This window comes from Streptomyces sp. NPDC017940, from assembly GCF_044328435.1.
Lineage (GTDB): Bacteria > Actinomycetota > Actinomycetes > Streptomycetales > Streptomycetaceae > Streptomyces.
The window spans coordinates 386,595-411,630 of sequence record NZ_JBIRHJ010000009.1 but is presented as its reverse complement, the minus strand read 5'-3'; the positions used below and the strand labels follow the sequence as shown (position 1 = coordinate 411,630).

The 25,036-nt window shown below is 72.2% G+C and carries 22 protein-coding genes and 1 riboswitch; of the genes, 4 read left to right on the top strand and 18 right to left on the bottom strand.

Annotation, left to right across the window (positions count from 1 at the left end):
• Nucleotides 1–47 precede the first annotated feature (47 nt).
• The 10 genes from ACH4DX_RS30400 to ribD all read right to left on the bottom strand — a co-directional run bounded on the left by ACH4DX_RS30400 (nt 48) and on the right by ribD (nt 9,172).
• Nucleotides 48–1,136 carry a hemolysin family protein gene (locus tag ACH4DX_RS30400; RefSeq protein ID WP_398121838.1) on the bottom strand — a complete coding sequence of 363 codons (1,089 nt, stop codon included), beginning with the start codon at nt 1,134–1,136 and terminating at the stop codon, nt 48–50.
• Nucleotides 1,133–2,611, bottom strand: coding sequence for a hemolysin family protein (locus tag ACH4DX_RS30395; RefSeq protein ID WP_398157461.1), 1,479 nt, complete (start codon nt 2,609–2,611; stop codon nt 1,133–1,135). The genes ACH4DX_RS30400 and ACH4DX_RS30395 overlap by 4 nt, the downstream gene beginning before the upstream one ends.
• A gap of 274 nt (nt 2,612–2,885) precedes the next feature.
• Complete coding sequence (locus ACH4DX_RS30390; RefSeq protein ID WP_398157460.1) at nt 2,886–3,389, bottom strand: PH domain-containing protein; 504 nt, start codon at nt 3,387–3,389, stop codon at nt 2,886–2,888.
• Between the two features lie 20 nt (nt 3,390–3,409).
• On the bottom strand, nt 3,410–4,258 hold the full coding sequence (hisG, locus tag ACH4DX_RS30385; RefSeq protein WP_398121835.1) for an ATP phosphoribosyltransferase: 849 nt from the start codon (nt 4,256–4,258) through the stop codon (nt 3,410–3,412).
• A 67-nt stretch (nt 4,259–4,325) separates the two neighbouring features.
• Nucleotides 4,326–4,598, bottom strand: a complete 273-nt coding sequence (locus tag ACH4DX_RS30380) for a phosphoribosyl-ATP diphosphatase (protein WP_030951748.1) — start codon at nt 4,596–4,598, stop codon at nt 4,326–4,328.
• 34 nt (nt 4,599–4,632) lie between these two features.
• Nucleotides 4,633–5,118 (bottom strand): 6,7-dimethyl-8-ribityllumazine synthase, encoded by a 486-nt coding sequence (gene ribH, locus ACH4DX_RS30375; protein WP_398121834.1) that lies wholly within the window; start codon nt 5,116–5,118, stop codon nt 4,633–4,635.
• A 78-nt stretch (nt 5,119–5,196) separates the two neighbouring features.
• A complete protein-coding gene (locus tag ACH4DX_RS30370) occupies nt 5,197–6,420 on the bottom strand; it encodes a bifunctional 3,4-dihydroxy-2-butanone-4-phosphate synthase/GTP cyclohydrolase II (RefSeq protein WP_398157517.1) in 1,224 nt (407 codons plus the stop codon).
• Nucleotides 6,421–6,524: 104 nt separating this feature from the next.
• Nucleotides 6,525–7,187, bottom strand: coding sequence for a nicotinamide riboside transporter PnuC (locus tag ACH4DX_RS30365; RefSeq protein ID WP_398157459.1), 663 nt, complete (start codon nt 7,185–7,187; stop codon nt 6,525–6,527).
• Nucleotides 7,184–7,834, bottom strand: a complete 651-nt coding sequence (locus ACH4DX_RS30360; RefSeq protein ID WP_398157458.1) for a riboflavin synthase — start codon at nt 7,832–7,834, stop codon at nt 7,184–7,186. The genes ACH4DX_RS30365 and ACH4DX_RS30360 overlap by 4 nt, the downstream gene beginning before the upstream one ends.
• Entirely contained in the window at nt 7,835–9,172 is a 1,338-nt protein-coding gene (ribD, locus tag ACH4DX_RS30355; protein ID WP_398157516.1) for a bifunctional diaminohydroxyphosphoribosylaminopyrimidine deaminase/5-amino-6-(5-phosphoribosylamino)uracil reductase RibD, read from the bottom strand. It lies immediately after the preceding gene.
• Nucleotides 9,173–9,404: 232 nt separating this feature from the next.
• Nucleotides 9,405–9,535: riboswitch (FMN riboswitch) on the bottom strand.
• Between the two features lie 243 nt (nt 9,536–9,778).
• On the opposite strand from ribD, the gene ACH4DX_RS30350 reads away from it, so the two are divergent.
• Nucleotides 9,779–12,109, top strand: a complete 2,331-nt coding sequence (locus ACH4DX_RS30350; protein WP_398157457.1) for a chitinase C-terminal domain-containing protein — start codon at nt 9,779–9,781, stop codon at nt 12,107–12,109.
• A 257-nt stretch (nt 12,110–12,366) separates the two neighbouring features.
• Here the strand turns inward: ACH4DX_RS30350 and ACH4DX_RS30345 are convergent, their stop codons facing one another.
• Nucleotides 12,367–13,536, bottom strand: coding sequence for an ROK family protein (locus tag ACH4DX_RS30345; RefSeq protein WP_398157456.1), 1,170 nt, complete (start codon nt 13,534–13,536; stop codon nt 12,367–12,369).
• Between the two features lie 167 nt (nt 13,537–13,703).
• On the opposite strand from ACH4DX_RS30345, the gene ACH4DX_RS30340 reads away from it, so the two are divergent.
• The 3 genes from ACH4DX_RS30340 to ACH4DX_RS30330 all read left to right on the top strand — a co-directional run bounded on the left by ACH4DX_RS30340 (nt 13,704) and on the right by ACH4DX_RS30330 (nt 17,372).
• Entirely contained in the window at nt 13,704–14,936 is a 1,233-nt protein-coding gene (locus tag ACH4DX_RS30340; RefSeq protein WP_398121829.1) for an MFS transporter, read from the top strand.
• Between the two features lie 217 nt (nt 14,937–15,153).
• A complete protein-coding gene (locus tag ACH4DX_RS30335) occupies nt 15,154–16,548 on the top strand; it encodes a uracil-xanthine permease family protein (RefSeq protein WP_398121828.1) in 1,395 nt (464 codons plus the stop codon).
• Between the two features lie 89 nt (nt 16,549–16,637).
• Nucleotides 16,638–17,372: a DUF5995 family protein gene (locus ACH4DX_RS30330; protein WP_398121827.1), complete on the top strand. Its 735-nt coding sequence runs from the start codon at nt 16,638–16,640 to the stop codon at nt 17,370–17,372.
• Between the two features lie 41 nt (nt 17,373–17,413).
• Here the strand turns inward: ACH4DX_RS30330 and ACH4DX_RS30325 are convergent, their stop codons facing one another.
• The 7 genes from ACH4DX_RS30325 to ACH4DX_RS30295 all read right to left on the bottom strand — a co-directional run bounded on the left by ACH4DX_RS30325 (nt 17,414) and on the right by ACH4DX_RS30295 (nt 25,002).
• Nucleotides 17,414–19,108, bottom strand: coding sequence for a flavin monoamine oxidase family protein (locus ACH4DX_RS30325; protein WP_398121826.1), 1,695 nt, complete (start codon nt 19,106–19,108; stop codon nt 17,414–17,416).
• A gap of 79 nt (nt 19,109–19,187) precedes the next feature.
• Nucleotides 19,188–19,991 (bottom strand): carbon-nitrogen hydrolase family protein, encoded by an 804-nt coding sequence (locus tag ACH4DX_RS30320; protein ID WP_398157455.1) that lies wholly within the window; start codon nt 19,989–19,991, stop codon nt 19,188–19,190.
• Between the two features lie 229 nt (nt 19,992–20,220).
• Nucleotides 20,221–20,676: an Lrp/AsnC family transcriptional regulator gene (locus ACH4DX_RS30315; protein WP_030360443.1), complete on the bottom strand. Its 456-nt coding sequence runs from the start codon at nt 20,674–20,676 to the stop codon at nt 20,221–20,223.
• Between the two features lie 25 nt (nt 20,677–20,701).
• A complete protein-coding gene (locus ACH4DX_RS30310; protein ID WP_398121824.1) occupies nt 20,702–22,195 on the bottom strand; it encodes an amino acid permease in 1,494 nt (497 codons plus the stop codon).
• A 324-nt stretch (nt 22,196–22,519) separates the two neighbouring features.
• On the bottom strand, nt 22,520–23,962 hold the full coding sequence (locus tag ACH4DX_RS30305; protein ID WP_398121823.1) for a GuaB1 family IMP dehydrogenase-related protein: 1,443 nt from the start codon (nt 23,960–23,962) through the stop codon (nt 22,520–22,522).
• A 210-nt stretch (nt 23,963–24,172) separates the two neighbouring features.
• Complete coding sequence (locus ACH4DX_RS30300) at nt 24,173–24,589, bottom strand: barstar family protein (protein WP_398121822.1); 417 nt, start codon at nt 24,587–24,589, stop codon at nt 24,173–24,175.
• Nucleotides 24,586–25,002 (bottom strand): ribonuclease domain-containing protein, encoded by a 417-nt coding sequence (locus tag ACH4DX_RS30295; protein ID WP_398157454.1) that lies wholly within the window; start codon nt 25,000–25,002, stop codon nt 24,586–24,588. Before ACH4DX_RS30295 ends, ACH4DX_RS30300 begins: the two co-directional genes overlap by 4 nt.
• Between the last annotated feature and the right edge of the window lie 34 nt (nt 25,003–25,036).

The following is a 25,036-nucleotide window of genomic DNA, read 5'->3' as shown; positions in this document are numbered from 1 at the left end:
GAAGCGTGCGCGCTCGCGCGGCGGCACGCCCCCGCCCGGCAGGCCCTTCAGCCCACCAGTTCCTTCCCGCGCACCGGCGGCGCGCCCGGCACGGGACGGGCCGACCGCGGCACCGTGACCCGGTGGGCCGGGTCACGGACCTCGCCGACCAGGAGTTCCAGGACGTCCTCCAGGGCGACGAGACCGAGCACCCTGCCGGACGCGTCGGCGACCTGGGCCAGGTGCGTCGCAGCGTGGCGCATCACGGTCAGGGCGTCGTCCAGGGGGAGTTCGGCACGCAGGGTCGTCATCTGGTGCCAGACGTGCTGGGGCACCGCGCGGTCGGTGTCCTCCAGGTCCAAGACGTCCTTCACGTGCAGGTATCCCATGAAGACCCCGTTCTCCGCGCGGACCGGGAACCGTGAGTAGCCCGTGCGGCCGGTGAGCTCCACCAGTTGCGCGGGAGTGACCGACGGGTCGACGGTGACGAGGGACGCGCCGTCGAGCAGGACGTCCGTGACCGGGTGCGAGGCCAGTTCCAGGGCGTCCTCCAGGCGTTCCTGGGCCCGTGGGTCGATGAGGCCCGCCTGGCCCGCGTCCTCCACGAGGCGGCCGAGCTGGACGCTGGTGAAGACCGCCTCCACCTCGTCCTTCGGCTCGACCCTGAAGAGCCGCAGGATCAACCGGGCGCAGGCGCCGAGCGCCGCCGTGACCGGACGGCACAGACGGGCGAAGGCGACCAGGGCCGGGCTGAGCCACAGCGCGGTCCGCTCGGGCGCGGCCATCGCGAGGTTCTTCGGGACCATCTCGCCGATGACGAGGTGGAGGAAGACGACGACGGCGAGCGCGAACGCGTACCCGAGGGGGTGGATCATGCCCTCGGGCAGCCGGACCGCGTGGAAGAGCGGCTCCAGGAGACGCGCCACGGTCGGTTCCGCGACGGCGCCGAGGGTCAGGGAGCAGACGGTGATGCCGAACTGGGCGGCGGCCATCATCTGCGGCAGGTGCTCCAAGCCGTACAGGACCTGTCCGGCCCGCTTCGAGCCCAGCGGTTCGATCTGGCTGCGTCGCACCGACACCAGGGCGAACTCGGCACCTACGAAGAAACCGTTGGCGAGCACCAGGAGCAGGGCGAAGAGAAGCTGGAGCAGGCTCACGACGCCACCTCCACGGCCCCGGCACCGACCGGGCCCCGCATCCCGCCGCCCCGGGCGGCCCCACCGTCCCGACCGGCCCCACCGGCCCCACCGGCCCTCAAGGCACCGGAGGGCCCGCGCGCGCCGACGACCGTGCGCACCGTCCCGCCCGCGCGGGCGCCCTCGGGGGCCCCGGTCCGCACCAGGCGCACCCGCTCCGCGCGGTAGTGCCCGACCTGGCGCACCGAGAGCCGCCAGCCGGGGAGTTCGGCGTGGTCGCCGGGGGCGGGGATGCGGCCGAGCAGGTCGGCGACCAGGCCCGCCACGGTCTCGTAGGGGCCTTCGGGCACGTCGAGGCCCATGCGCCGGAGGATGTCGACGCGGCAGCCGCCGTCGGCGTCCCAGGCGGGCCTGCCGTCCTCGGGCGGGGCGGCGGCGAGTTCGGGCAGGCCGTCGGCGTGGTCGTGCTCGTCGCGGACCTCGCCGACGAGTTCCTCGACGATGTCCTCCAGGGTGACGACGCCGGCCGTGCCGCCGTACTCGTCGACGACGACCGCGATCGGCTGCTCGCTGCGCAGCCGCTCCAGGAGGGGCTGCACGGGCAGCGTCTCCGGGACGAGCAGCGGCGGCTTGGCGACGCGTCCCACGGGGGCGCGCAGCCGTTCGTGCGCGGGGACCGCGAGGGCGTCCTTGAGGTGGACCATGCCGACGATCTCGTCGATGCGGTCCCGGTAGACCGGGAAGCGGGACAGGCCGGTGGCGCGGGTCAGGTTGACCACGTCCTCGGCGGTCGCCGACGACTGCAAGGCGCTGACCTTCACACGGGGCGTCATCACGTGCTGCGCGGTGAGTTCGCCGAGCGAGAGCGTGCGCACGAACAGGTCGGCGGTGTCCTGCTCCAGCGTGCCCGCGCGGGCCGAGTGCCGGGCCAGGGAGACGAGTTCGCCGGGGGTGCGGGCGGAGGCCAGCTCCTCGGCGGGCTCGACCCCGAAGGCCCGCACGAGGCGGTTCGCGACGGCGTTCAGCGAGGCGATCACCGGCCGGAACAGCCGTGCGAAGGCGTGCTGGGGGCCCACCACGAACCGCGCGACCTGCAACGGCCGCGACACCGCCCAGTTCTTGGGCACCAGCTCGCCGATCACCATCTGCACGGCGGACGCGAGCAGCATCCCGACGGCCACCGAGACGCCGGGGACCGCGCCGGGCGGCAGGCCCGCGGAGGTGAACGGGCCCGAAAGGACGTGCGCGAGGGCCGGTTCGGCGAGCATGCCGATGACGAGCGAGGTGAGGGTGATGCCGAGCTGGGTGCCCGACAGCTGGAAGGAGAGCTCCTTCAGGGCGGCGACCACCCGGTGTGCCCGGGCGTCGCCGTCGGCGGCGGCCTTCTCGGCGTCCGGCCGCTCCACGGTGACGAGGCCGAACTCGGCCGCCACGAAGAAGCCGTTGGCGAGGATCAGCAGGAAGGCCGCCGCGAGGAGCAGCAGGGGGATGGTCATGATGCCGCCGCCTCGTCCGGGAAGCGGATGCCCGGATGTAGGGAGGGGGCGGCGCAGGTACTACAGGACGATCCGTCCATCGCCGGAGGGTGTCACTCCTCGGATAGCAGGAGCCCCGGTCGGGCCGCGCCGGCCTTCGGGGGCGGGGCGGCCCGTCGTGCCTGCCCCGCCACCAGGTTAATCACGTCGGACGCCGGGGCGTCAGTTCGGGACGCCCCGAGTCCTCCCTGATTTTCGCCCCCGACGTCAGTCGGTGGTGGTGCCGCCCCCGACGTCAGTCGGTGGGGGTGCCGCCACGGCCCGTGCCGCCACCGCTCTCGCGGCCCGCGCGCTCCTCGGCGAGGGCCCGCAGCGCGCGGGCGTCGCTGACGGCGCGCTGCTTCGCGATGCCGGGCTGGATGCCGAGGGCGGGCAGGCTGGTGCCGTCGGTGAGGTCGAGGAACACCCAGGGGTCGCCGGGGCGCAGGTTGACCCGTACGATCTCGGCCCACTCCAGGCGGCGGCTCGTGGCGATGTTGACCACGGTCACGCCCGATTCGTCGGCGACCACCTTGGGCCTGCTCAGCAGGACGAGGACGCCGAGCAGCAGGGCGCCGGTGAACACGAAACTGGTCCGCTCCCCCGCGCTGAGGTTGGGGAGCAGCACGGCGATCACGGCGAGGACCGCGAGGATCGTGACCCCCGCGGTGAGCAGGACCGCCCGCGTCCGTGCGGGCCGGAACGTGACGGGCAGGGCGGGGCGGGCCGGCGGCCCGAGGTGCCCGGTCTTGTCGGACATGGCGGCGTTCTCCGGCGCGGTCAGAGGCGGCAGGCGTGGATGGCCGTGGTCAGGATGGCCCGCGCGCCGATGGAGTACAGGTCGTCCATGACCCGCTGGGCGTCCTTGGTGGGGACCATGGAGCGCACCGCGACCCAGCCTTCGTTGTGCAGCGGCGAGATGGTGGGCGACTCCAGGCCCGGGGTGAGGGCTACGGCCTGCTCCAGGTGCTCGGCACGGCAGTCGTAGTCCATCATCACGTACGTCCGGGCGACCAGGACGCCCTGGAGGCGGCGCAGGAACTGCTGCACCTTCGGGTCCTCGGTCCCGGCGCCGGTGCGCCGGATGACGACGGCCTCGGACTTCATGATCGGCTCGCCGAAGACTTCGAGGCCCGCGTTGCGCAGGCTCGTGCCGGTCTCGACGACGTCGGCGATGACCTCGGCGACACCCAGCTCGATGGCGGTCTCGACGGCGCCGTCGAGGTGGATCACGGAGGCGTCGACGCCGCTGTCGGCGAGGTGCTTGGCGACGATGCCCTCGTAGGAGGTGGCGACCGTGCGGCCCGCCAGGTCGTCGATGCCCTGCGCGGTGCCGGGCTTGGCGGCGAAGCGGAAGGTGGAGCGGGCGAAGCCGAGCGGCAGGATCTCCTCGGCGCCGGCGCCGGAGTCGATCAGGAGGTCGCGTCCGGTGATGCCGATGTCGAGCTTGCCGGACGAGACGTAGATCGCGATGTCGCGCGGGCGCAGGTAGAAGAACTCGACCTCGTTCCCGGGGTCGACGAGGACGAGTTCCTTGGACTCCTTGCGCTGCTGGTAGCCGGCCTCATGCAGCATCGCCGACGCAGGTCCGGACAGTGAACCCTTGTTGGGGACGGCGATGCGCAGCATGGGGACGGATTCCTTTGCGTGAGGAGTGACTGCGTGCGGAGCGACTGCGGTGGGGTGGGCGCACGCCCTAGAGGTGGGCGTACACGTCGTCGAGGGAGATGCCGCGGGCGACCATCATCACCTGTACGTGGTACAGGAGCTGCGAGATCTCCTCGGCGGCCGCTTCCTTGCCCTCGTACTCGGCGGCCATCCAGACCTCGGCGGCCTCCTCGACGACCTTCTTGCCGATGGCATGGACGCCCTTGTCCACCAGTTCCGCCGTGCGGGAGGTGGCGGGGTCGCCGTTGGCGGCCTTGTGCTGGAGCTCGGTGAAGAGCTCCTCGAAAGTCTTCTTGGACATGATGGGCCTTACTCTACGCGTCCGCGCCCGCCGCCTACCGCCAGGGCTCGGAGACGGTACGCAGCGTGGCCGCGGTCGCCACGGCGGCGGTGACCGCCTCGTGGCCCTTGTCCTCGGTGGAGCCCTCGATGCCCGCGCGGTCCAGCGCCTGCTCCTCGGTGTCGCAGGTCAGCACCCCGAAGCCGATGGGTACACCGGTGTCGACCGACACCTGGGTGAGGCCCTGCGCGACGCCCTGGCAGACGTACTCGAAGTGCGGGGTGCCGCCGCGGATGACGACGCCGAGGGCCACGATCGCGTCGTAGCCGCGGCCCGCGAGGACCTTGGCGACCACGGGCAGCTCGAAACTGCCCGGTACGCGAAGGAGGGTGGGCTCGTCGATGCCTAGCTCGTGCAGGGCGCGCAGCGCGCCGTCGACGAGGCCGTCCATGACCTTCTCGTGCCACAGGGCGGCGACGACGGCGACGCGCAGGTCACCACAGTTCTTCACACTCAGTTCGGGGGCACCCTTGCCGCTCACGCGCTTCTCCTAGAGGTCTGCTGAGGTCTGCTTGAGATGTCTGCTGAGGTCTGCTTCAGATGACGGACGGTGGTGTGGCTACTGGTTGCCGCAGGCCGACATGTCGGGGGTGTCGAGCCAGGGCAGGTCGTGGCCCATGCGGTCCCGCTTGGTGCGCAGGTAGCGCAGGTTGTGCTCGCCGACGGTGACCGGCATGGGTTCACGCGCGATGACCTTCAGGCCGTGCCGGGCGAGGGCATCGACCTTGTCCGGGTTGTTGGTGAGGAGCCGCAGGCCGCGTACGCCTAGGTCCTCCAGGATCTGGGCGCCCGCGCCGTAGTCGCGGGCGTCGGCGGGCAGGCCGAGTTCGAGGTTGGCGTCCAGGGTGTCGCTGCCGCGCTCCTGGAGTTCGTAGGCGCGCAGCTTGGAGAGCAGGCCGATACCGCGGCCCTCGTGGCCCCGCAGATAGACGACGACGCCGCGGCCCTCGTCGGTGATGCGCCGCATGGACTCGTCGAACTGCGGGCCGCAGTCGCAGCGAAGCGAGTGGAAGACGTCGCCGGTCAGGCACTCGGAGTGGACGCGTACGAGCACGTCGTCGCCGGTACCGATGTCGCCGTGGACCAGGGCGACGTGCTCGACGCCGTCGGCGGTGGAGCGGTAGCCGTACGCGATGAACTCGCCGAACGTCGTGGGCAGCCGGACCTCGGCCTCACGGCGCACGGTGGGCTCGGCGGTGCGGCGGTAGGCGATCAGGTCCTCGATGGAGATGATCGTCAGGCCGTGCCTGCGGGCGAACGGGACCAGCTCGGGAAGGCGCAGCATCCGGCCGTCCTCGCCCGCGATCTCCACGATCGCGCCCGCGGGGCGCAGTCCCGCGAGCCGGGCGAGGTCGACGGCTGCCTCGGTGTGGCCGTCGCGCACCAGGACGCCGCCCTCCTTGGCGCGCAGCGGGAAGATGTGTCCCGGCCGGACGAAGTCACCTGCGCCGGCCTTCCCGCTCGCCAGGAGCTGGAGGGTGGTGGCGCGGTCGGCGGCGGAGATGCCGGTGGTGACGCCGTGGGCGCCGCTCGCGTCGACGGAGACGGTGAAGGCCGTGCTCATCGACTCGGTGTTGTTCTCGACCATCTGCGGCAGCTGGAGCCGGTCGAGCTCGTCGCCCTCCATGGGCGCGCAGATCAGGCCGCGGCACTCGCTCATCATGAAGGCGACCACTTCCGGCGTCGCCTTCTCGGCGGCGATCACCAGGTCGCCCTCGTTCTCGCGGTCCTCGTCGTCGACGACCACGACGGGCCGTCCCGCTGCGATGTCGCGGATCGCCATCTCCACCGGGTCGAGGCGGAGGTCTTCGGTGTGGTCGGCCGTGTGGTGGGCCGGGTGCGCGGGGTGCCGCGCCTCGTGCAGGGGGGCGGGGGTCTGGTGGGCGGTCATGCCGGGGCTCCTTCCAGAGCGGGCTGCTGCTGCCGGGCGGTCTGCCGCGAGCGCAGCCACCAGTCGCGCATGCCCCACAGGACGAGGGCGAGATAGACGACGTACACGAGACCGGAGAAGGCGAGGCCGCTGGAGAACGCCAGGGGCACGCCCACGAGGTCGACGAGCAGCCAGGCGAACCAGAACTCGACGAGGCCGCGTGCCTGGGCGACCATCGCGGCGAGCGTGCCGACGAAGATGTAGGCGTCCGGCCAGGGGTTCCAGGACAGGTCGGGCACGGCGGTGAAGAGCGTGCCGACCGCGAGGGTGCCGACGGCGGTGCCGCCGAGCAGGACGCCGCGCTCCTTCCAGGTGGCGAAGCGCACGGCGATGGTGCCGTCCTGCGCGCGCCGCGTGCCCCGCGTCCACTGCTGCCAGCCCCAGGCGGCTACGACGATGACGAGGAGCTGCTTGCCGACTCCGCCGGACAGCTGCGCGGAGGCGTACGCGGCGACGAGGACGACGCCGGACAGGAACTGGGCGGGCCAGGTCCACACCGAGCGGCGCCAGCCGAGGGCGAGGGCGACCAGGCCGATGGTGTTGCCGACCATGTCGGACCACATGATGTGCTGCCCGAAGGCCGCGAAGGCCTCGGAGTTCAGCCAGTCGAACGTGCTCATCGCCCGGCCTCCCCGGCAACCGCCGCGGACCCGGCGGGGGCCTCGGCGGGGGCTTCGGCACGGGCGCCGAGCAGCCGCTCGACGTACTTGGCGACGATGTCGACCTCCAGGTTGACCGGGTCGCCGGGCTGCTTGCTGCCGAGCGTGGTCAGGGCGAGCGTCGTGGGGATCAGGCTGACGGTGAAGTAGTCGGGTCCGGCGTCGACGACGGTCAGGCTCACGCCGTCGACGGTGATGGAGCCCTTCTCGACGACGTAGCGGCCGAGTCCGCCCGGCAGCGAGACCTTGACGATCTCCCAGTTCTCTGAGGCCTTGCGGTCGACCATGGTGCCGGTGCCGTCGACGTGGCCCTGCACGATGTGTCCGCCGAGGCGGGCGCCGACGGCCGTCGGGCGTTCCAGGTTGACCTTCGAGCCGGGTACGAGGGCGCCGAGGCCGGACCGGTCGAGCGTCTCGGCCATGACGTCGGCGGTGAACTCGTCGCCGTCCAGCGTGACGACCGTCAGACACACACCGTTCACGGCGATGGAGTCGCCGTGCTTCGCGCCGTCGGTGACGACGGGCCCGCGCAGCCGGAAGCGGGACGCGTCGTGCAGGTTCTCCACCGCGGTGACTTCACCCAGCTCTTCGACGATTCCGGTGAACACTCAGTGCTCCTTCGTTCCATGGGCCGCGACGGTCGCGGTGATGCGCAGATCGGGTCCGAGCGCCACGCACTCGCGCACGTCGAGGCGCAACGCTTCGGTGAGGGTGGTGATTCCGCCGCCGGTCAGGGCCGCGGGGCCCGCGCCGAGCAGCGCGGGCGCGAGGTAGCCGACGACGCGGTCGACGGCGCCCGCGGCCACGAAGGCACCGGCGAGGGTCGGACCGCCTTCGAGCAGCACGGACCGCACTCCGCGGGCGTACAGGGCCGCGAGCAGCGCGTGCACGTCGAGACCGCCGCGACCGCGGGGGCCACGCGGGGCGCCGCTGCCCGTCGGGGCCGCTCCGGGGCCGCCGCGCCCTGCACTCGGGGATACGGCGTCGCCGCGGCCTCGGCGCGCGGATGCGGCGCCGTCACCGCCGGGCGGGGCTCCGGCGCCGCTGCCTCCGCCCGGGAGCCCGGCCTCGCCACCACTCCCGTACGGCGATCCGGCGTCGCCCAGCTCCCGGTACGGCAGCTCGGCGCCCGCCCGGTCGGCGTACGGGAGTTCGGGGGCGCCACGGTCCGCGTACGGCAGCCGCACGGTGTCCACGCCGGGCAGCGCCGGTGCGTCCCGTGCCACCGCCACCAGGGTGGGGGCCGCGTCGTCCAGGACGCGGGCGCCGGGGCGGACCGCGGTGCCGTGGGTGTCGACGACGACCCGCAGGGGCTGGGAGGCGCCCTCGGCGAGGAGGGGGCCGCGCACCGCCAGATGGGGGTCGTCGGCGCGCTGGGTGCCGGAGCCGACGACGACGGCGTCGCACTCGGCGCGCAGCCGGTGCACATCGGCGCGGGACGGGGCGGAGCTGATCCAGCGGCTGGTGCCGTCGGCGGCGGCGACGCGGCCGTCGAGCGTGGCCGCGTACTTCCAGGTGACGTGGGGGCGGCCGGTGCGCACCGAGGTCAGCCAGGCGGCGTTGACGGTTTCCGCGTCCTCGGCGAGCAGCCCGGACTCGACGTCGACGCCCGCCGCGCGCAGGGTGGCCGCGCCGCCGGTCGCGTCCGGCGTGGGGTCGCCGACGGCGAACACCACGCGGGCGATCCCGGCGTCCAGGAGGGCCTCGGCGCAGGGGCCGGTGCGGCCGGTGTGGTTGCAGGGTTCGAGGGTGACGACGGCGGTGCCGCCACGGGCCTTGTCACCGGCCGCGCGCAACGCGTGCACCTCGGCGTGGGGGCCGCCCGCCCGCTGGTGGTAGCCCTCGCCGACACTGGCTCCGGCGGCGTCGAGGACGACACAGCCGACGACCGGGTTGGGGCTGGTGAAGCCGAGTCCGCGCGCGGCGAGCGCGACAGCGCGCCGCATGGCGGTCGTTTCGGCTGCGGTGGCCACCGGGTCCTCCTGCCTCTTCGGGCACGGACTCCGGGGCTCGTCGATGACATGACACCGACACGTACGAGCGGGTAGGTCGGCGTCATCGCTGACGGCCGGGTCCACCGGATTCGCCGACGCCGAGAAGGGACCGGTCCCGCACGGAACCGAGCCACTACGACGAGGACGACGCACATACATGGACTTCCATGGATGTGCCCGCTCGCCGCGCACTGCCTCCCATCCGGACTTTCACCGTCGGTCCAGGAATTTCACCTGGTCAACCGACCGCTGGAGGCGGCCGGGTCGCGGACTGTAACCGCCGGTTCGGAATTGCACCGACCCCGGAGTGCGCTGCTACTGGTACGCAACCAGTGTGCCACGCCTGGTCACGGCCGTGCGGGCGAGGCCCTGTGGGCTGGATCACAGGATTTCGGCCACCCTCGCGAGGGAGCGGTTTGGTCCATACCTATTGACGCACTGGTCTAGTCCTTTTAACGTCTGCGTCACTCCGAGGAGAAGCCCGGCCGGTGTGCGCACACCGTGGGCCACCGTCCCCGTTCGCTGTGCGAGACCGAGCCCTCCCCAGGAGGAACCGACGTGCCCACCCCCACCCGAGCGAGAGCCACGCTCCTGGCAGCCGGCGCCGCGGTCGCCGGTCTCCTGATGAGCACCCTGGCCGCGACGACCTCCCACGCCGCCGACGACGCCTCCTGTAGGCCCGACGGCCTGTACCAGACCCCCGGCGTGGACGTCCCCTACTGCTCCGTGTACGACGCCGAGGGCCGCGAGAAGATGGGCGCCGACCACCAGCGCCGCGTCATCGGCTACTTCACCGGCTGGCGCACCGGCAAGAACGGCGAGCCCGCCTACCTCGCGTCCGACATCCCCTGGGACAAGGTCACCCACCTCAACTACGCCTTCGCACACATCGGGAGCGACAACAAGATCTCCGTGGGCGGTGACGGCGAGAAGAACGCCGCCACCGGCATGACCTGGCCGGGCGTCGCGGGCGCGGAGATGGACCCCGCGTACGCCTACAAGGGTCACTTCAATTTGTTGAATAAGTTCAAGAAGAAGCACCCGGACGTCAAGACGATGGTGTCGGTGGGCGGCTGGGCCGAGACCGGCGGCTACATCGGGGACGACGGCAAGCGCGTCGGCTCCGGCGGCTTCTACTCCATGGCCACCAACGCCGACGGCTCGGTGAACCGGGCGGGCATCGAGACCTTCGCGGACTCCACCGTCGCCTTCATCAAGAAGTACGGCTTCAACGGCGTCGACATCGACTACGAGTACCCGACGACGATGAAGGACGCGGGCAACCCGCTGGACTGGCAGTTCGCCAACGCCCGCCGCGCGGGCCTGGTCAAGGGCTACGCCGTCCTGATGAAGACGCTGCGCGAGAAGCTGGACCGGGCCGGTGCCGCCGACGGCAGGCACTACCTGCTGACCGTCGCCGCGCCGTCGTCCGGCTATCTGCTGCGCGGCATGGAGACGTTCCAGGTCCAGAAGTACCTGGACTACGTCAACATCATGTCGTACGACCTGCACGGCGCCTGGAACGAGTACGTCGGCCCGAACGCCTCCCTGTACGACGACGGCAAGGACGCCGAGCTGGCGGCCGCGGGGGTGTACGGCAGCCAGCAGTACGGGGGTGTCGGGTACCTCAACACCGACTGGGCCTACCACTACTTCCGCGGTTCGATGCCGGCGGGCCGGATCAACATCGGCCTGCCGTACTACACCCGCGGCTTCAAGAACGTGCAGGGCGGCACGGACGGCCTGTGGGGCAAGGCGGCAGCGACGAACTGCCCCGCCGGCTCCGGGCTCACCAAGTGCGGTGACGGTGCCGTCGGCATCGACAACCTCTGGCACGACAAGGACGACAACGGCAAGGAGTCCCCGGCGGGCTCCAACCCGATGTGGCACGCCAAGAACCTGGAGAAGGGCGTCGTCGGGGACTACGTCACCAAGTACGGCTTCCCCGCCGGCACCAAGCTCACCGGCTCCTACGCCCGCAAGTACGACTCGACGCTGGTGGCCCCCTGGCTGTGGAACGCCGAGAAGAAGGTCTTCCTGTCCACCGAGGACGAGCAGTCGGTGAAGGCCAAGGCCGACTACGTGGTCGACAAGGGCATCGGCGGCACGATGGTGTGGGAGCTCGCGGGCGACTACACGTACAACTCCGCCAAGGGCCAGTACGAGATCGGCGACACGCTGACGACGGCGATGTACGAGAAGTTCAAGTCGGCCGCCCCCTACGGCGCGAAGGTCGCGGGCAAGGACCTGCCCACGAAGGCCGTGGACATCGGCGTGGAGTTCGGCGACTTCAAGCTCGGCGACTCCAACTACCCGATCACTCCCAAGCTGAAGATCACCAACAACACCAAGGCGACGCTGCCCGGCGGCACGGAGTTCCAGTTCGACTACGGGACCTCGGCGCCCGCCAACGCCTCCGACCAGTCCGGCTTCGGCACAAAGGTGATCAGCACGGGGCACACCGGCGGCAACGTCGGCGGCCTGAAGGGCGACTTCCACCGTGTCTCGCTGAAGCTGCCCGCCTGGCAGACGCTGGCGCCCGGCGCGTCCGTCGACCTGTCGTTCAACTACTACCTGCCGGTGTCCACACCCTCCAACTGGACGGTGAACATCGGCGGTACGACGTACGCGCTCGCCGGTGACCTGGCCCGCGGCACGACCCTGGTCGAGCCGGGCACGGGCACGGGACCGGGACCCACCGACCCGCCGGGTCCGACGGACCCGCCCGGCAAGTGCACCGCGCCCGCCTGGAGCACGACGTCCGAGTACGGCTCGGGGACAACCGTGTCCCACAAGTCGCACACGTGGAAGTCCAAGTGGTGGACGAAGGGCGAGGAGCCCGGCTCCACCGGCCAGTGGGGTGTGTGGCAGGACCTCGGCGCCTGCTGACCCCGCTTCCCCCGGGGTGGTGACCGTCCGGCGCACCGAGCCGGTCACCACCCCCCACAAACGCCCGGCGGCGGGTTGACGTGCCCTTGCCCCGCCGCCGGGCTTCCCAACGAAGCAGCCAGAGCCCCACCGCCCGGCCCGGGACCACCCGGTTCCGGCGGTGGGGCGCGGCGCGTTCGGGGGGCGGCGCGTTCGGGGGCGGCGAGGGCGTACCCGGAGCGGCAGCCGGTCGCCGCACGCCCCCGGCGCCGATCGCCTCACGCCCCCGGCGCGAACACTTCTTCCTGAGCCGCGTCCTGCGCGGTGAGCAGGGCTCCGCGCAGGACCGCCGTGCCGCCGAGAGTGGTGGCGCGCACCTCCGTGCGCAGGGGGGACATCGCGGCCACCCGCGCCCCGACCCGGTGCGCGAGCGCCTCGCCCCCGGCGCGGCCCATCTCGCCGCCGAGGATCACGCAGCCGGGGTCCAGGACGGCGGCCACGGACGCCGCGGCGAGGGCCACGCGGTCGGCGAGGGCGTCGAGGAAGGGGGCGTGCCCGGACTCGGCGGCGAGGCGGACGAGGGCTGCGGCGGGGAGTTCGTGGCCCTCGGGCTCCGCCTTCAGGCCGTGGTCGGCGGCCAGCTCCTCGACGGCCGTCGACCCGGCGAGGGAGTGGAAGCCACCGTCGCACGCGGTCGCGGAGGGCAGTCCGGAGGTGCCGGGGACGGGCAGGAAGCCGATCTCGCCGGTGCCGCCGGAGGCGCCGCGGCGCAGGACGCCGTCCAGGACGACGGCGGCGCCCGTGCCCGCGCCGAGCCACAGCAGGACGAAGGTGTCCCGGTCGTGCGCGGCGCCGTCACGCTGTTCCGCGCGGGCGGCGAGGTTGGTCTCGTTCTCCACCAGGATGCGTGCGGGGAGCCGTTCGGTGAGGGCCGCGACCAGGCGCCGGTGCCAGGCCGGAAGGCCCGCCGAGTCGCGCAGGTCACCGGTCGCGGGGTCGACGAGGCCGGGGGCGCCGACGCCCACGGTGTGCAGCCTGCCCGCACCGCCCGCTCGGGCCGTGCGCTCGACGAGGGCCACGGCCCGCTCCACGGCGGCCCCGGTGCGGGTGCCGCCGCCTATCGGCAGGGACGCCTCCGCGAGCTGCGCGCCGAGCAGGTCGGTGACGACCACCGAGACACTCTCGGTGCGGACGTCCAGGGCGGCCAGGTGGGCCCGGTCGGCGACTATCCCGTACAGACGGGCGTTCGGGCCCCTGCGCCGCTCCCCCGCCTCGCCCACCACGGTGATCAGGCCGGAGCCCTGGAGGCGCTCGACGAGGTCGGCGACGGAGGGCCGGGACAGGCCGGTGAGCTGCTTCAACTGCCCCGCCGTCAGCGGCCCCGCACGCAGCAGACGCAGCGCGAGCCGGTCGTTGATGGCCCGTGCGGTGCTCGGTGATGCGGGCATGGCGGGATCCTTCCACAGCGCTCGCGCCGCCCGGGGCCGTCGGTCCGGTCGTCGGTCCGGACACTTCAGGCGCGCATATCGGTTCCCTGATCCTCTTTTATCAGGCAGGGTTCCTGATAGTTTACTGCGGCGGTCCGTGACGGGACCGTGTGAGGGGTGGAGAGCGGATGAGCGGACAGGGCCCGCAGGGCCAAGAGGTCTACGGCGAGCAGCAGGTGCGGCGGGCGCGGATCGCCGTCGCGGTCATCTTCTGCGTGCACGGAGCGGTCACGGGGTCGTTCGCGACCCGGGTGCCGTGGATCCAGGACCACGCGGGGGTCAGCGCGGGGCTGCTCGGCCTCGCCCTCGCCTTCCCCGCGATCGGCGCCTCGGTGGCGATGCCCCTGGCGGGCTGGGTGAGCCATCGCTTCGGCGCCCGCACGGCGCTGCGCGGACTGCTCGCGCTGTGGACGCTCTCGCTCACGCTCCCCGCGCTCGCACCGAACCTGGTCACGCTGTGCGCGGCCCTGTTCGTGTACGGGGCGACGTCGGGCATGTCCGACGTGGCGATGAACGCGCTCGGCGTGGAGATCGAGAACCGGATGGACAAGTCCATCATGTCGGGCCTGCACGGCATGTGGAGCGCGGGCGCCCTGATCGGCTCGGCGGGCGGCACCGTCGCCGCGCACCTGGGCACGGACGCCCGGGTGCACCACCTGTTCGCCGCCGCCGTCCTGACCGTCCTCGGCCTCCTGGCCTGCCGGCACGTCCTGGACCTGCGCAGCACCCCCGACGAGGAGCCGCCGCCGCGCTTCGCCCTGCCGCCCAGGTCGGCGCTGCTCATCGGCGCGGTCGGGTTCTGCGCCGTGTTCGCGGAGGGCGCGAGCCTGGACTGGTCGGCGGTGTACCTCAAGGACGTGCTCGACAGTTCGGCGGGGCTCGCGGCGGCGTGCACCACCGGGTTCACGCTGACGATGGCGATCGCCCGGTTCGCGGGCGACAAGGTGGTGGACCGGTTCGGCTCCGTGCGCACGGTGCGCGTGGGCGGCGGGCTCGCCGCGCTCGGCGGGCTGCTCGTGGTGGTGGCGCCGCACGCGGCCGTGGCCATGACCGGCTTCGCGCTGATGGGGCTGGGCATCGCGGTGGTCGTCCCGCTGGCGTTCGCCGCGGCCGGGCGCGCGGGCCCCAACCCCAGCCAGGCCATCGCGGGCGTCGCCACCATCACCTACACCTCCGGTCTGATCGCGCCGTCCGCGATCGGCACCCTCGCCGACGCGACCAGCCTGGTGGTGTCGTTCGGCCTGGTCACGGTCCTCGCGTGCGGGCTCGTCGCGTTCGCCGGCGTACTGCGCACGGACGGGCGGTCGGCGGTGCGGCCGGGCGCGGCGGACGAGGCGTCCCCGGTGAACCGCGAGGCCTGACGGGCGGGCGCGGGCCCCCGGTACGGCGTCTCGGCTTCGGCACGGGACGCCGTACCGGGGGGAGCAGGCGGGGAAGCGCACTTACGTCGCATTAACATGTCGACGCTGATCGTCGACATGACGACACAGCGCCCGCGCGAGGGCACGACGTCCTCGCGTCGGCACAGGCGTCCTTGCGACGGCACAGCTCGTCCCGCGCACAGAAAGCGAACTCACCATGGACCTCGGCGTGCGCTGGAGACTGCACGGAGACGGACGCACCCCCGCGCCCGGAGCCGTCGTCCGCCCCGACGAACGGCTCTCCTGGCCCCGGACATTCGGCCTCGGCGCCCAGCACGTGGTCGCGATGTTCGGGGCGTCGTTCGTCTCGCCGATCCTGATGGGTCTCGACCCGAACCTCGCGATCATGATGTCGGGCGTCGCGACCGCCATCTTCCTGCTCGCCACCCGCGGCCGGGTGCCCAGCTACCTCGGCTGTTCCCTGTCCTTCGTGGGCGTGGCCGCCGTGATCCGGGCGCAGGGCGGCTCCAGCGCGACGGTGACGGGCGCCGTGCTCGTGGTCGGCGCGGTGCTGTTCCTGGTGGGGCTCGCGGTGCAGCGGTTCGGGGCGCGGATCATCCACGCGGCGATGCCCCCGATCGTCACGGGCGCGGTCGTGATGCTGATCGGGTTCAACCTGGCGCCGGTCACGGCCGCCACCTACTGGCCGCAGGACCAGTGGACGGCGCTGTGCGTCATGCTGTTCACCGGTCTGGCCGTGGTCTGCCTGCGCGGCTTCTGGTCCCGGGTGGCGATCTTCCTCGGCCTGATCTTCGGGTACGCGTTCTCCTGGCTGCTCGACACGGTCTTCGGCAGGATCCACTCGGCGGACGGCTCCGGCCGGGTCACCGACCACTGGCGCCTTGACCTGTCCGGGGTCGGGCACGCGGACTGGATCGGGCTGCCGTCGTTCCACGGGCCGAGCTTCGAGTGGTCGGCGATCCTCGTGGCGCTGCCGGTCGTGATCGCACTGGTCGCGGAGAACGCGGGCCACGTGAAGGCCGTCGGCGAGATGACGGGCGACAACCTCGACGACAAGCTCGGTACGGCGATCTCCGCCGACGGTGCCGCCTCGGTGCTCTCCACCGCGGTCGGCGGCCCGCCCAACACCACGTACTCCGAGAACATCGGCGTGATGGCCGCGACCCGCGTCTACTCCACCGCCGCGTACTGGGCCGCCGCCGCGTTCGCCCTGCTCTTCGGCCTGTGCCCGAAGTTCGGCGCGGTCGTCGCCGCGATCCCCGGCGGGGTGCTCGGCGGCATCACCGTCATCCTGTACGGCATGATCGGCCTGCTCGGCGCGCAGATCTGGATCAACGCCGGAGTGGATCTGCGCAATCCGCTGCACCTGGTGCCCGCGGCCGCGGGCATCATCATCGGCGTCGGCAACGTCTCGCTGAAGTTCACCGACAACTTCTCGCTGAGCGGCATCGCGCTCGGCACGGTCGTCGTCATCACCGGCTACCACGTGCTGCGGGCGTTCGCCCCCGCCCACCTCAGGAGCCAGGAGCCGCTCCTCGACGCGGGCACGTCCTCGTACGACGAGGGACAGGATCCGCAAGTCAAGGGGTGACCGCACGGAGGATCGGGCCGTTCCCTCGTTCCGGTCAATCGCCCGCCCGGCGCGCACCCGCGCCGGGCGATGGCTGCGAACCTGCCCCCATGCCCCAGTCGCAGCCCATCGCCGAGCGCACCCACCCGGTGCCCGGTGACGGCGTCACCGGTTGCTCGCCAGGAAGCGTCCACGGCGTGATCGCGCGGATGCTCGCCCTCGACGCCTCCTGGCCGCGCGCGGACGGCGTCGCCGTGTTCAACCGCGTGTATCTCGCGGTCACCGAGGAGGTCGGCAGGAGCATCGCCGGGGGCCTGTTCCCCGACGTCCGCGCCGCCGTCACCCTGGACGTGCGCTTCGCGGAGCGCTATCTGGCGGCGGTGGACGCGGCGGCCGAGGACCGGCCGCCGCCCGCGTGCTGGCGTCCGCTGTTCCAGCTGCGCCGCCATCCCGGCATCCGCCCGGTGCAGTTCGCGCTCGCCGGCATGAACGCCCACATCGGCCACGACCTGGCGCTCGCCGTCGTGGACAGCTGCCACGAACTCGGCTGCGAACCGGGCGACCTGGAGGACGAGTTCGACCGCGTCGGCGACATCCTGGTCACGCTGGAGGAACGCGTCCGCGAGGAGCTGATGCCGGGCCCCGACCTCTTCCAGGTCGCCGACCCCCTCACCCATCTGCTCGGCTCCTGGAGCCTGGACCGGGCCCGCGACGGCGCCTGGTCGGCCGCGCGCGCCCTGTGGGCCCTGCGGGACTTCCCCTGCGTGGCGCGGGGCCTGCGGGGACGCCTCGACGACGCGGTGGGGCTCGCGGGCCGGATGCTGCTCACGCCGCTGCGCGACTGACCCCCGGGTGCGCCGGGGGCCGGTCGCGGCCGGGGCCGGGCTCAGTCCTCCGGCAGTTCCACCGGGGCGATCTCGTCGTACAGGTCGCCGGGGCCCGGGTTGGTCGCGTCCGTGGCGCCGCCGAAGTGGTGCATGACGCCCCACACGGCGTTCAGCGCGGTCTGCACCGCGCCCTCGGCCCAGCCCGCCGTCCAGGAGATGTCGTCGCCCGCGAGGAAGATGCCGCGCTTGTCCTCGGGCAGGCGGTCCTGCATGAAGTGGGTGAACAGGCGCCGCTGGTAGCGGTAGTGGCCCGGCAGGTTCGCCTTGAAGGCGCCCATGAAGTAGGGCTCGTTCTCCCAGGACACGGTCACCGGGTTGCCGATGATGTGCTTGCGGATGTCGACGTTCGGATAGATCTCGCCGAGCGACTTGAGCATGACCTCCATGCGCTCGTTCGCCGACAGCGGCAGCCACTTCAGGCTGTCGTCGCACCAGGTGTAGGAGAGGCAGATGACGGCGGGCTTGTCGGGGCCGTCGTCGAGCAGGTACGTGCCGCGCGTCATGCGGTCGGTGAGCGTCATCGACATCACGTCACGCCCGGTCCGCTCGTCCTTGTCCAGCCAGAACGGCCGGTCCACGGGCACGAAGAGCTTGCTGGACTCCATGTAGTGGGTCCGCTCCATCGCCGTCCAGTGGTCGATGGGGAACAGCGAGTCGTCGCACTCGATCTTGCTCAGGAGCATCCAGGACTGGGCGGTGAAGATCGCCGCCCGGTAGGTGCGGATGTCGCCGGACGCGTCGGTGACGGTGACGCGGTTGCCCGCGGTGCGGTGCAGCCGGGTCACGGCGGGCCTGGGCTCGCCGCCCTCGTGCAGCGCGCTCAGGGACGTGCCGAGCGGCCAGTGCACGATCTTCTGCGGCTCGCGGTCCCACAGGCGCAGCGGGAGCTGCTGCGAGCCGCCGACGATGCCGCGGTGGTGGTCGTCGGCCTCGGTGTAGACGACGCGCAGGATCTCCAGGATGGAGTTCGGGAAGTCGGTGTCCCAGCCGCCGGTGCCGAAGCCGACCTGGCCGAAGATCTCCCGGTGCCGGAAGGACTTGAAGGCCTGGGACTCGCACAGGAAGCCGTAGAAGGTCTGGTTGTCGAGCTTCTCGACGAGCTTCGCCCAGATCTCGCGGATCCTCGGCACGTCCCGCTCGCGCAGCGCGCGGTTCATGTCGGAGAAGTCGGCGCCCTCCTCGAGGCAGTCGCTCCACGCCTTCGCCACGTCGCGGTAGACCTGCGGCAGGTCGGCGACGGTCTCCGCGTAGTGCGACTCGCCCTTGAGGTCGACGACCGTGGACGGCGTCGACTCGGCGAGGGGGTTGGGGAACGGCTGGGTGGTGAGGCCCACCAGGTCGATGTAGTGCTGGAGCGCCGTCGAGGACGGCGGGAACCGCATCGCGCCCATCTCGGCGGTCAGCGAGGGGTCGCAGCCCTCGAAGCCGACGGTGCGCAGGCGCCCGCCGATCCGGTCGGCCTCGTACACGACGGGCTTGAGGCCCATCTTCATCAGCTCGTACGCGGCCACGATGCCGGAGAGACCGCCGCCGATGACGGCGACCTCGGTGCCGTGCTCGGTCGCCGGTACCTGGCCGAGGCCCGCCGGGTGCGCGAGGAAGTCGTCGTACGCGTAGGGGAAGTCCGGCCCGAACATGGTGATGGGCGGCTGGGCGTCGGTGTGCTGGATGGCGGTGGGCACCGTGGACGTCATGGGGTGGGGACTCCTTGCGCGGTACGAGGGTGGGGCGGGGCGAGGTCTCGGGCGGCGGGGCGCTGCGGCGGGGCGGGGATCAGCCCTCGCTGAGCGGGCCGTACAGACCGGGGCGGCGGTCGCTCAGATACGGGTTGCCGGCGCGCGAGGCGGCCAGGAAGCCGGGGTCGGCGTCGGCGAACACCAGTTCCTCGCCGCGGCCTGCCCGCGCCCTCGCGGTCCCGTCGGGGCCCGCGAGGGTGGAGAGGCCGACGAACTCGAAGTCGCCCTCGGGGCCGACGCGGTTGACGTACGCGACGTACAGCTGGTTCTCGAAGGCGCGCACCGGTACGACGGACTCGGCGACGAACTGGAACGGGTGCATCTGCGCCGTCGGTACGAGCAGGAGGTCCGTGCCCGCGAGGGCGTGCGCCCGGACGTTCTCCGGGAACTCCACGTCGTAGCAGATCATCAGGCCGACCTGGAGGCCGTCGAGGTCGGCCTGGACGACGGCGCTGTCGCCGGGCGTGAAGTGCTCGCGCTCGAAGCAGCCGAAGAGGTGGGTCTTGCGGTAGTTCGCGAGCCGGGTGCCGTCGGCGCCGATGAGCTGGACGGAGTTGTGGACCTGCTCGCCCGCGCGCTCGGGGTAGCCGTAGGCGACGGCCACGCCGTGCCGTACGGCGATGTCGGCGACCGCGTCCGCCGCCTCGCCGTCGGCCGCCTCGGCCAGGCGCGGCACGTCGTCGCCGATCGCGTAGCCGGTCAGGAACATCTCGGAGGTCACAAGGAGCCGGGCGCCCGCGGCGGCGGCGCGCTCGGCGGCCTCCTGGAGCACCTGAAGATTGGCGGCGACGGAACCCGGACGGCCGGAGCTCTGGAGCAGGGCTGTGCGCAGCGGGGGCATGGCGGACCTCGGGGCGTGCGAAGGGAGACGCGCGTCGGGAAACGCGGTGGCGTCAGGGGTTCGCAAAGACGGTACGTTCCGCGGCTGTGGCGCGACAAGGCACGACAGGTGCACCGCGGTGGGCGATCTGTTGCGCGTGGGGCCGGGGGGACGGCGATTCGTTGCACACGGCCCGTTGGCCGCCCGCCCGGGGGTTCAGCCCGCAGGCACGGCCTCGCGGCGCGGGGAACTAGGCGGGCGACCCGGACGAAAAGCGCCGCATGAGCGGCGAAAGCACCAGCACGGACTTCGTCCGTTCGACGAACGGCTCCCCGGCGATCCGCTCAAGAACCCGCTCGAAATGCCGCATGTCAGCGGCGAAGACCTGAACGATCGCGTCCGCCTCACCGGTGACGGTGGAGGCGGACGCGATCTCCGGGTACCGCTCGAGCCCCCGCTGGATCGCCTCCGGCGAGGTGTTGCGCCGGCAGTAGATCTCGATGAACCCCTCGGTCTCCCAGCCGAGCGCGGCCGGGTCGACCCTGACGGTGAACCCGGTGATGGCTCCGGTGGCCCGCAGCCTGTCCACGCGGCGTTTCACGGCGGGCGCGGACAGGCCGACGAGTTGGCCGATGTCGGCGTAGGAGCGGCGGGCGTCCTCGGCGAGGGCGTGCACGATGCGTTCGTCGAGATCGTTCAGTCGCACTGGGGGTCGTTCACTTCTCTGCGTGTCACTTCACCGGGGAGACCTTCCCTGCGGGCAGCTCGGTCTCCAGACGGGAGCGGCGCATCCCGTACAGGAAGTAGAACACGAGCCCGACGGCCATCCAGACACCGAAGACCACCCAGGTCACGGAGTCGAGGTTGAACATGTTGTAGGCGCAGAAGCCGAAGCCGAGCACCGGGAAGAGCCAGCCGAGCGGCACCCGGAAGGTGCGCGGCATGTCGGGCCGGGTGCGGCGCAGCACGATCACGGCGATGTTGACCAGCCCGAAGGCGAAGAGCGTACCGATGCTGGTGGCGTCGACGAGCTTGCCGAGCGGGATGACCGAGGCGAGGGCGCCGCAGAACAGCGACACGATCACGGTGTTCACGCGGGGCGTGCCGGTCTTGCCGCTGACCTTGGCGAACTGCTTGGGCACGAGGCCGTCGCGGGACATCGCGAAGAGGACCCGGGTCTGGCCGTAGAGGACGGTCAGGACGACGCTGGCGATGGAGATGACGGCCCCGGCCGCGAGCAGGGTGCCCCAGACGGTCTGGCCGGTGACATCGTTCATGATCGCGGTCAGCGACGCCGTGGAGTCCTCGAACTCCGTCCAGTTCCACGCGCCGACGGCGACGGCGGCGACCAGGACGTACAGCGCGGTGACGATGATCAGCGAGAGCATGATCGCGCGGGGCAGGTCGCGCTGCGGGTTCTTGGCCTCCTCACCGGCGGTGGAGGCGGCGTCGAAGCCGATGTAGGAGAAGAACAGGCTCGCTCCCGCGGCGCTGACGCCCGCCACGCCGAGCGGCATGAAGTCGGAGTAGTTGCCGGACTTGAAGCCGGTGAAGCCGACGGCGCAGAACAGCACCAGGGCCGCGATCTTCACGATCACCATGATCGTGTTGGCGCGGGCGGACTCCTTGGCGCCGCCGAGCAGGAAGACCATGGCGAGCAGCACCACGATCAGGCCCGGCAGGTTGATGAGGGCGCCGTCGACCTCGCCGGGCGCCGCGGACAGCGCGTCCGGGATGGTGACGCCGATGGTGCCGTCGAGCAGCTCGTTCAGGTACTCGCCCCAGCCGACGGCGACCGCCGCGACCGACACGCCGTACTCGAGGACCAGGCACCAGCCGCACACCCAGGCGACGAGTTCGCCCATGGTTGCGTATGCGTACGAGTACGAGGACCCGGCGACCGGGATGGAGCCGGCCAGCTCCGCGTACGACAAGGCTGAGAAGAGGGCGGTGAGTCCGGCGATGACGAACGACACCGTCACGGCGGGTCCCGCCTTGGGGACGCTCTCGCCGAGCACCACGAAGATGCCGGTGCCGAGCGTGGCACCGATACTGATCATGGTCAGCTGCCACATGCCGAGGGTGCGCCGAAGCGAGCCACCCTCGCCCTGGCCGCCCTCCGCGACCAGGCGTTCCACCGGCTTGCGCCGCATCAGTCGACTGCCGAGGCCGGCCGTTGCCGGGGGCCTCGGGCTGGTCTGCGGGGGTGCGCCCTGGTCGAGCACGCGCTGGCTCCTTCATCGCTGCCGGTAGAAGTGGCAGGGAGCCGCGGCAGCCCACGAGGGAAACGGGAGCCACCGAGCAGGCAGTCCCCGCCACGCCACGTACAGCGCATGACTCTATGGGTGTCGGTTCCCGCCCGTAATGCAGCAACGTTGCGCATCGGCGGAAGATCGTTGCGTGCGGCGCCGCTGAGCGCGTGTTCGTTGCGCCGTCCGTTTAGTCCGTTGCGTTCCAAGGGGTGACGCAGCACGGCGGGCCGCCCCCCGAAGGGGACGGCCCGCCGTTCTTCAGGGGCGCGGGGCTGTGTTCATGCCGCGGCGCGGTGTCTAGCTCCAGCTCGCGTGCAGCGGCTTGCCCTCGGCGTAACCGGCGGCGCTCTGGACGCCGACGGTCGCCCTCTCGGCGAACTCCGCGAGCGAGGCGGCGCCCGCGTAGGTGCAGGAGGAGCGGACGCCCGCGATGATCGAGTCGATCAGGTCCTCGACGCCGGGACGGGCCGGGTCGAGGAACATCCGGGAGGTGGAGATGCCCTCCTCGAACAGCGCCTTGCGGGCGCGGTCGTAGGCCGACTCCTCACTGGTGCGGTTGCGCACGGCGCGGGCCGACGCCATGCCGAACGACTCCTTGTACAGACGGCCGTTCGCGTCCTGCTGGAGGTCGCCCGGGGACTCGTACGTCCCCGCGAACCAGGAGCCGATCATGACGTTCGACGCGCCCGCGGCCAGCGCCATGGCGACGTCGCGCGGGTGCCGGACGCCGCCGTCCGCCCATACGTGCTTGCCGTACTTCGCGGCCTCCTCGGCGCACTCGAGCACCGCGGAGAACTGCGGGCGGCCCACGCCGGTCATCATGCGGGTGGTGCACATGGCGCCGGGGCCCACGCCCACCTTGATGATGTCCGCGCCGGCCTCGACGAGGTCGCGCACGCCCTCGGCGGCGACGATGTTGCCCGCCACGATCGGCACCTGGGGGTCGAGCCCGCGCACGGCCCGCACCGCGGCGATCATGGACTCCTGGTGGCCGTGCGCGGTGTCCACGACCAGGGTGTCGACGCCCGCGTCGAGGAGCTGCTTGGCCTTGCCCGCGACGTCGCCGTTGATGCCGACGGCGGCGGCGACGCGGAGCTTGCCCTGCGCGTCGACGGCCGGGGTGTACAGGGTGGCGCGCAGGGCGCCGGTGCGGGTGAGGATGCCGGCGAGGCGGCCTTCCTTGTCCACGGCGGGGGCGTAGCGGCGGTTGGCGCCGTCCAGCTTGTTGAACGCGTCGCGCGGGTCGATGTCCGCGTCGAGGAGCACCAGGTCCTTCGACATCACCTCGGACAGCTGGGTGAAGCGGTCCACGCCGGTGAGGTCGGCATCCGTGACCACGCCGACCGGCCTGCGGTCGCCGTCCACGACGACGCCCGCGTTGTGGGAGCGCTTGGGCAGCAGCGCGAGGGCGTCGGCGACGGTCTGCGTCGGGGCGAGGACGATGGGGGTGTCGAGCACGTGGTGGCGCGTCTTGACCCAGGAGACGACCTCGGTGACGACCTCTATCGGAATGTCCTGCGGAAGGACGACGAGGCCGCCGCGGCGGGCGACGGTCTCGGCCATGCGGCGGCCGGCGATCGCGGTCATGTTGGCGACGACCAGCGGGATCGTGGTGCCCGTGCCGTCGGGCGACGTGAGGTCGACGCCCTGGCGCGAACCCACGGCGGAGCGCCGCGGCACCATGAAGACGTCGTCGTACGTCAGGTCGTACGCGGGCTGGATGTCGTTGAGGAAGCGCACGTGCTGCTCATCCCAGTCGATCAGAGGTGGCCCCCGACAGGACAGCCGGGGGATAAGCACGTACTTCATTGTCCCATGCCCGGGGGCCCGCACCGCCTGGGACGATCACCCAGGCAGCTGTTCAGGGCCCTGGTCGGATCCTCCAAGGCGGCCACGCTCCGCTGCCGCCGTCCCGCGCTGCGTACGCGGGACGGCTCGGCCCGGCGTCCCTCAGGCGGTCCGCGTCGGCCCCACCGCGAGCACGATCTCCAGGCCGCGCTCCTGTTCCCGCCCGTACGCGACCGCGTCGGCGAACACCTCCTGCGCGGCGGCCCAGTCGTCCGGCGCCGCGTCGGCATACCCCCGCCATCCGGTGACGACGAGCAGCTGTCCGCGCGCGCCGTGCGTCAGGGCCGGGTCGGTCAGGCAGTCGGCGAGGGCGTCCCAGTTGCGCCCGAACCAGTCCGGCAGGGCCAGCGCGGCGGCACACCGGTCCATGAAGGCGGACTTGTCGCGTACGCCGTCCAGGTCGAGCGTGCGCGTGGTAAGGCCGGTGCCGCGCACGGCCTCCCACACGGGCCCGGGCAGCCCGCGGGCTGCGTCGTCCGTCGTCATGTCCCGGCCCTCCTCGTCCTTCGCCGCCGTCATCTGAGCACCGCCCTGAAGGACGCGTAGTGGTCGTCCGTGTAGTACGTCTCGTCCTCGCGGCCGGTGACCAGGCGGCGGGCCCCGCGGTCGCGCTCTCCGGGTGTGCGCACGGTGTACTCGCGGTAGTAGCCGCGTGCCTCGCGCGGCAGCTCGCCCTCGAGGTTGCGGAAGACGGTGCCGTCCTTGGCGTAGGGGAAGGGCCCGCCCTCGTCGATGAGCCGCAGCGTCCGCCGGGCCTCGGCGGGCAGCCGGTCCGCGCGGACGGTCTCCATGCCGCGCGCCCACGCGGGCGTGGACACCGCGTCGGCGGCGGCGCCGCTGCCGCTCCGCCGCTCCGAGCCGCAGCCGGTCAGCAGGACGGCGAGGCAGACGAGGAGTGCGCCGAGCAAGCGGCCTGACGACCGGAGGATCATGCGCTCGATGCTGCCACAGCTCGCGCGCACCGGC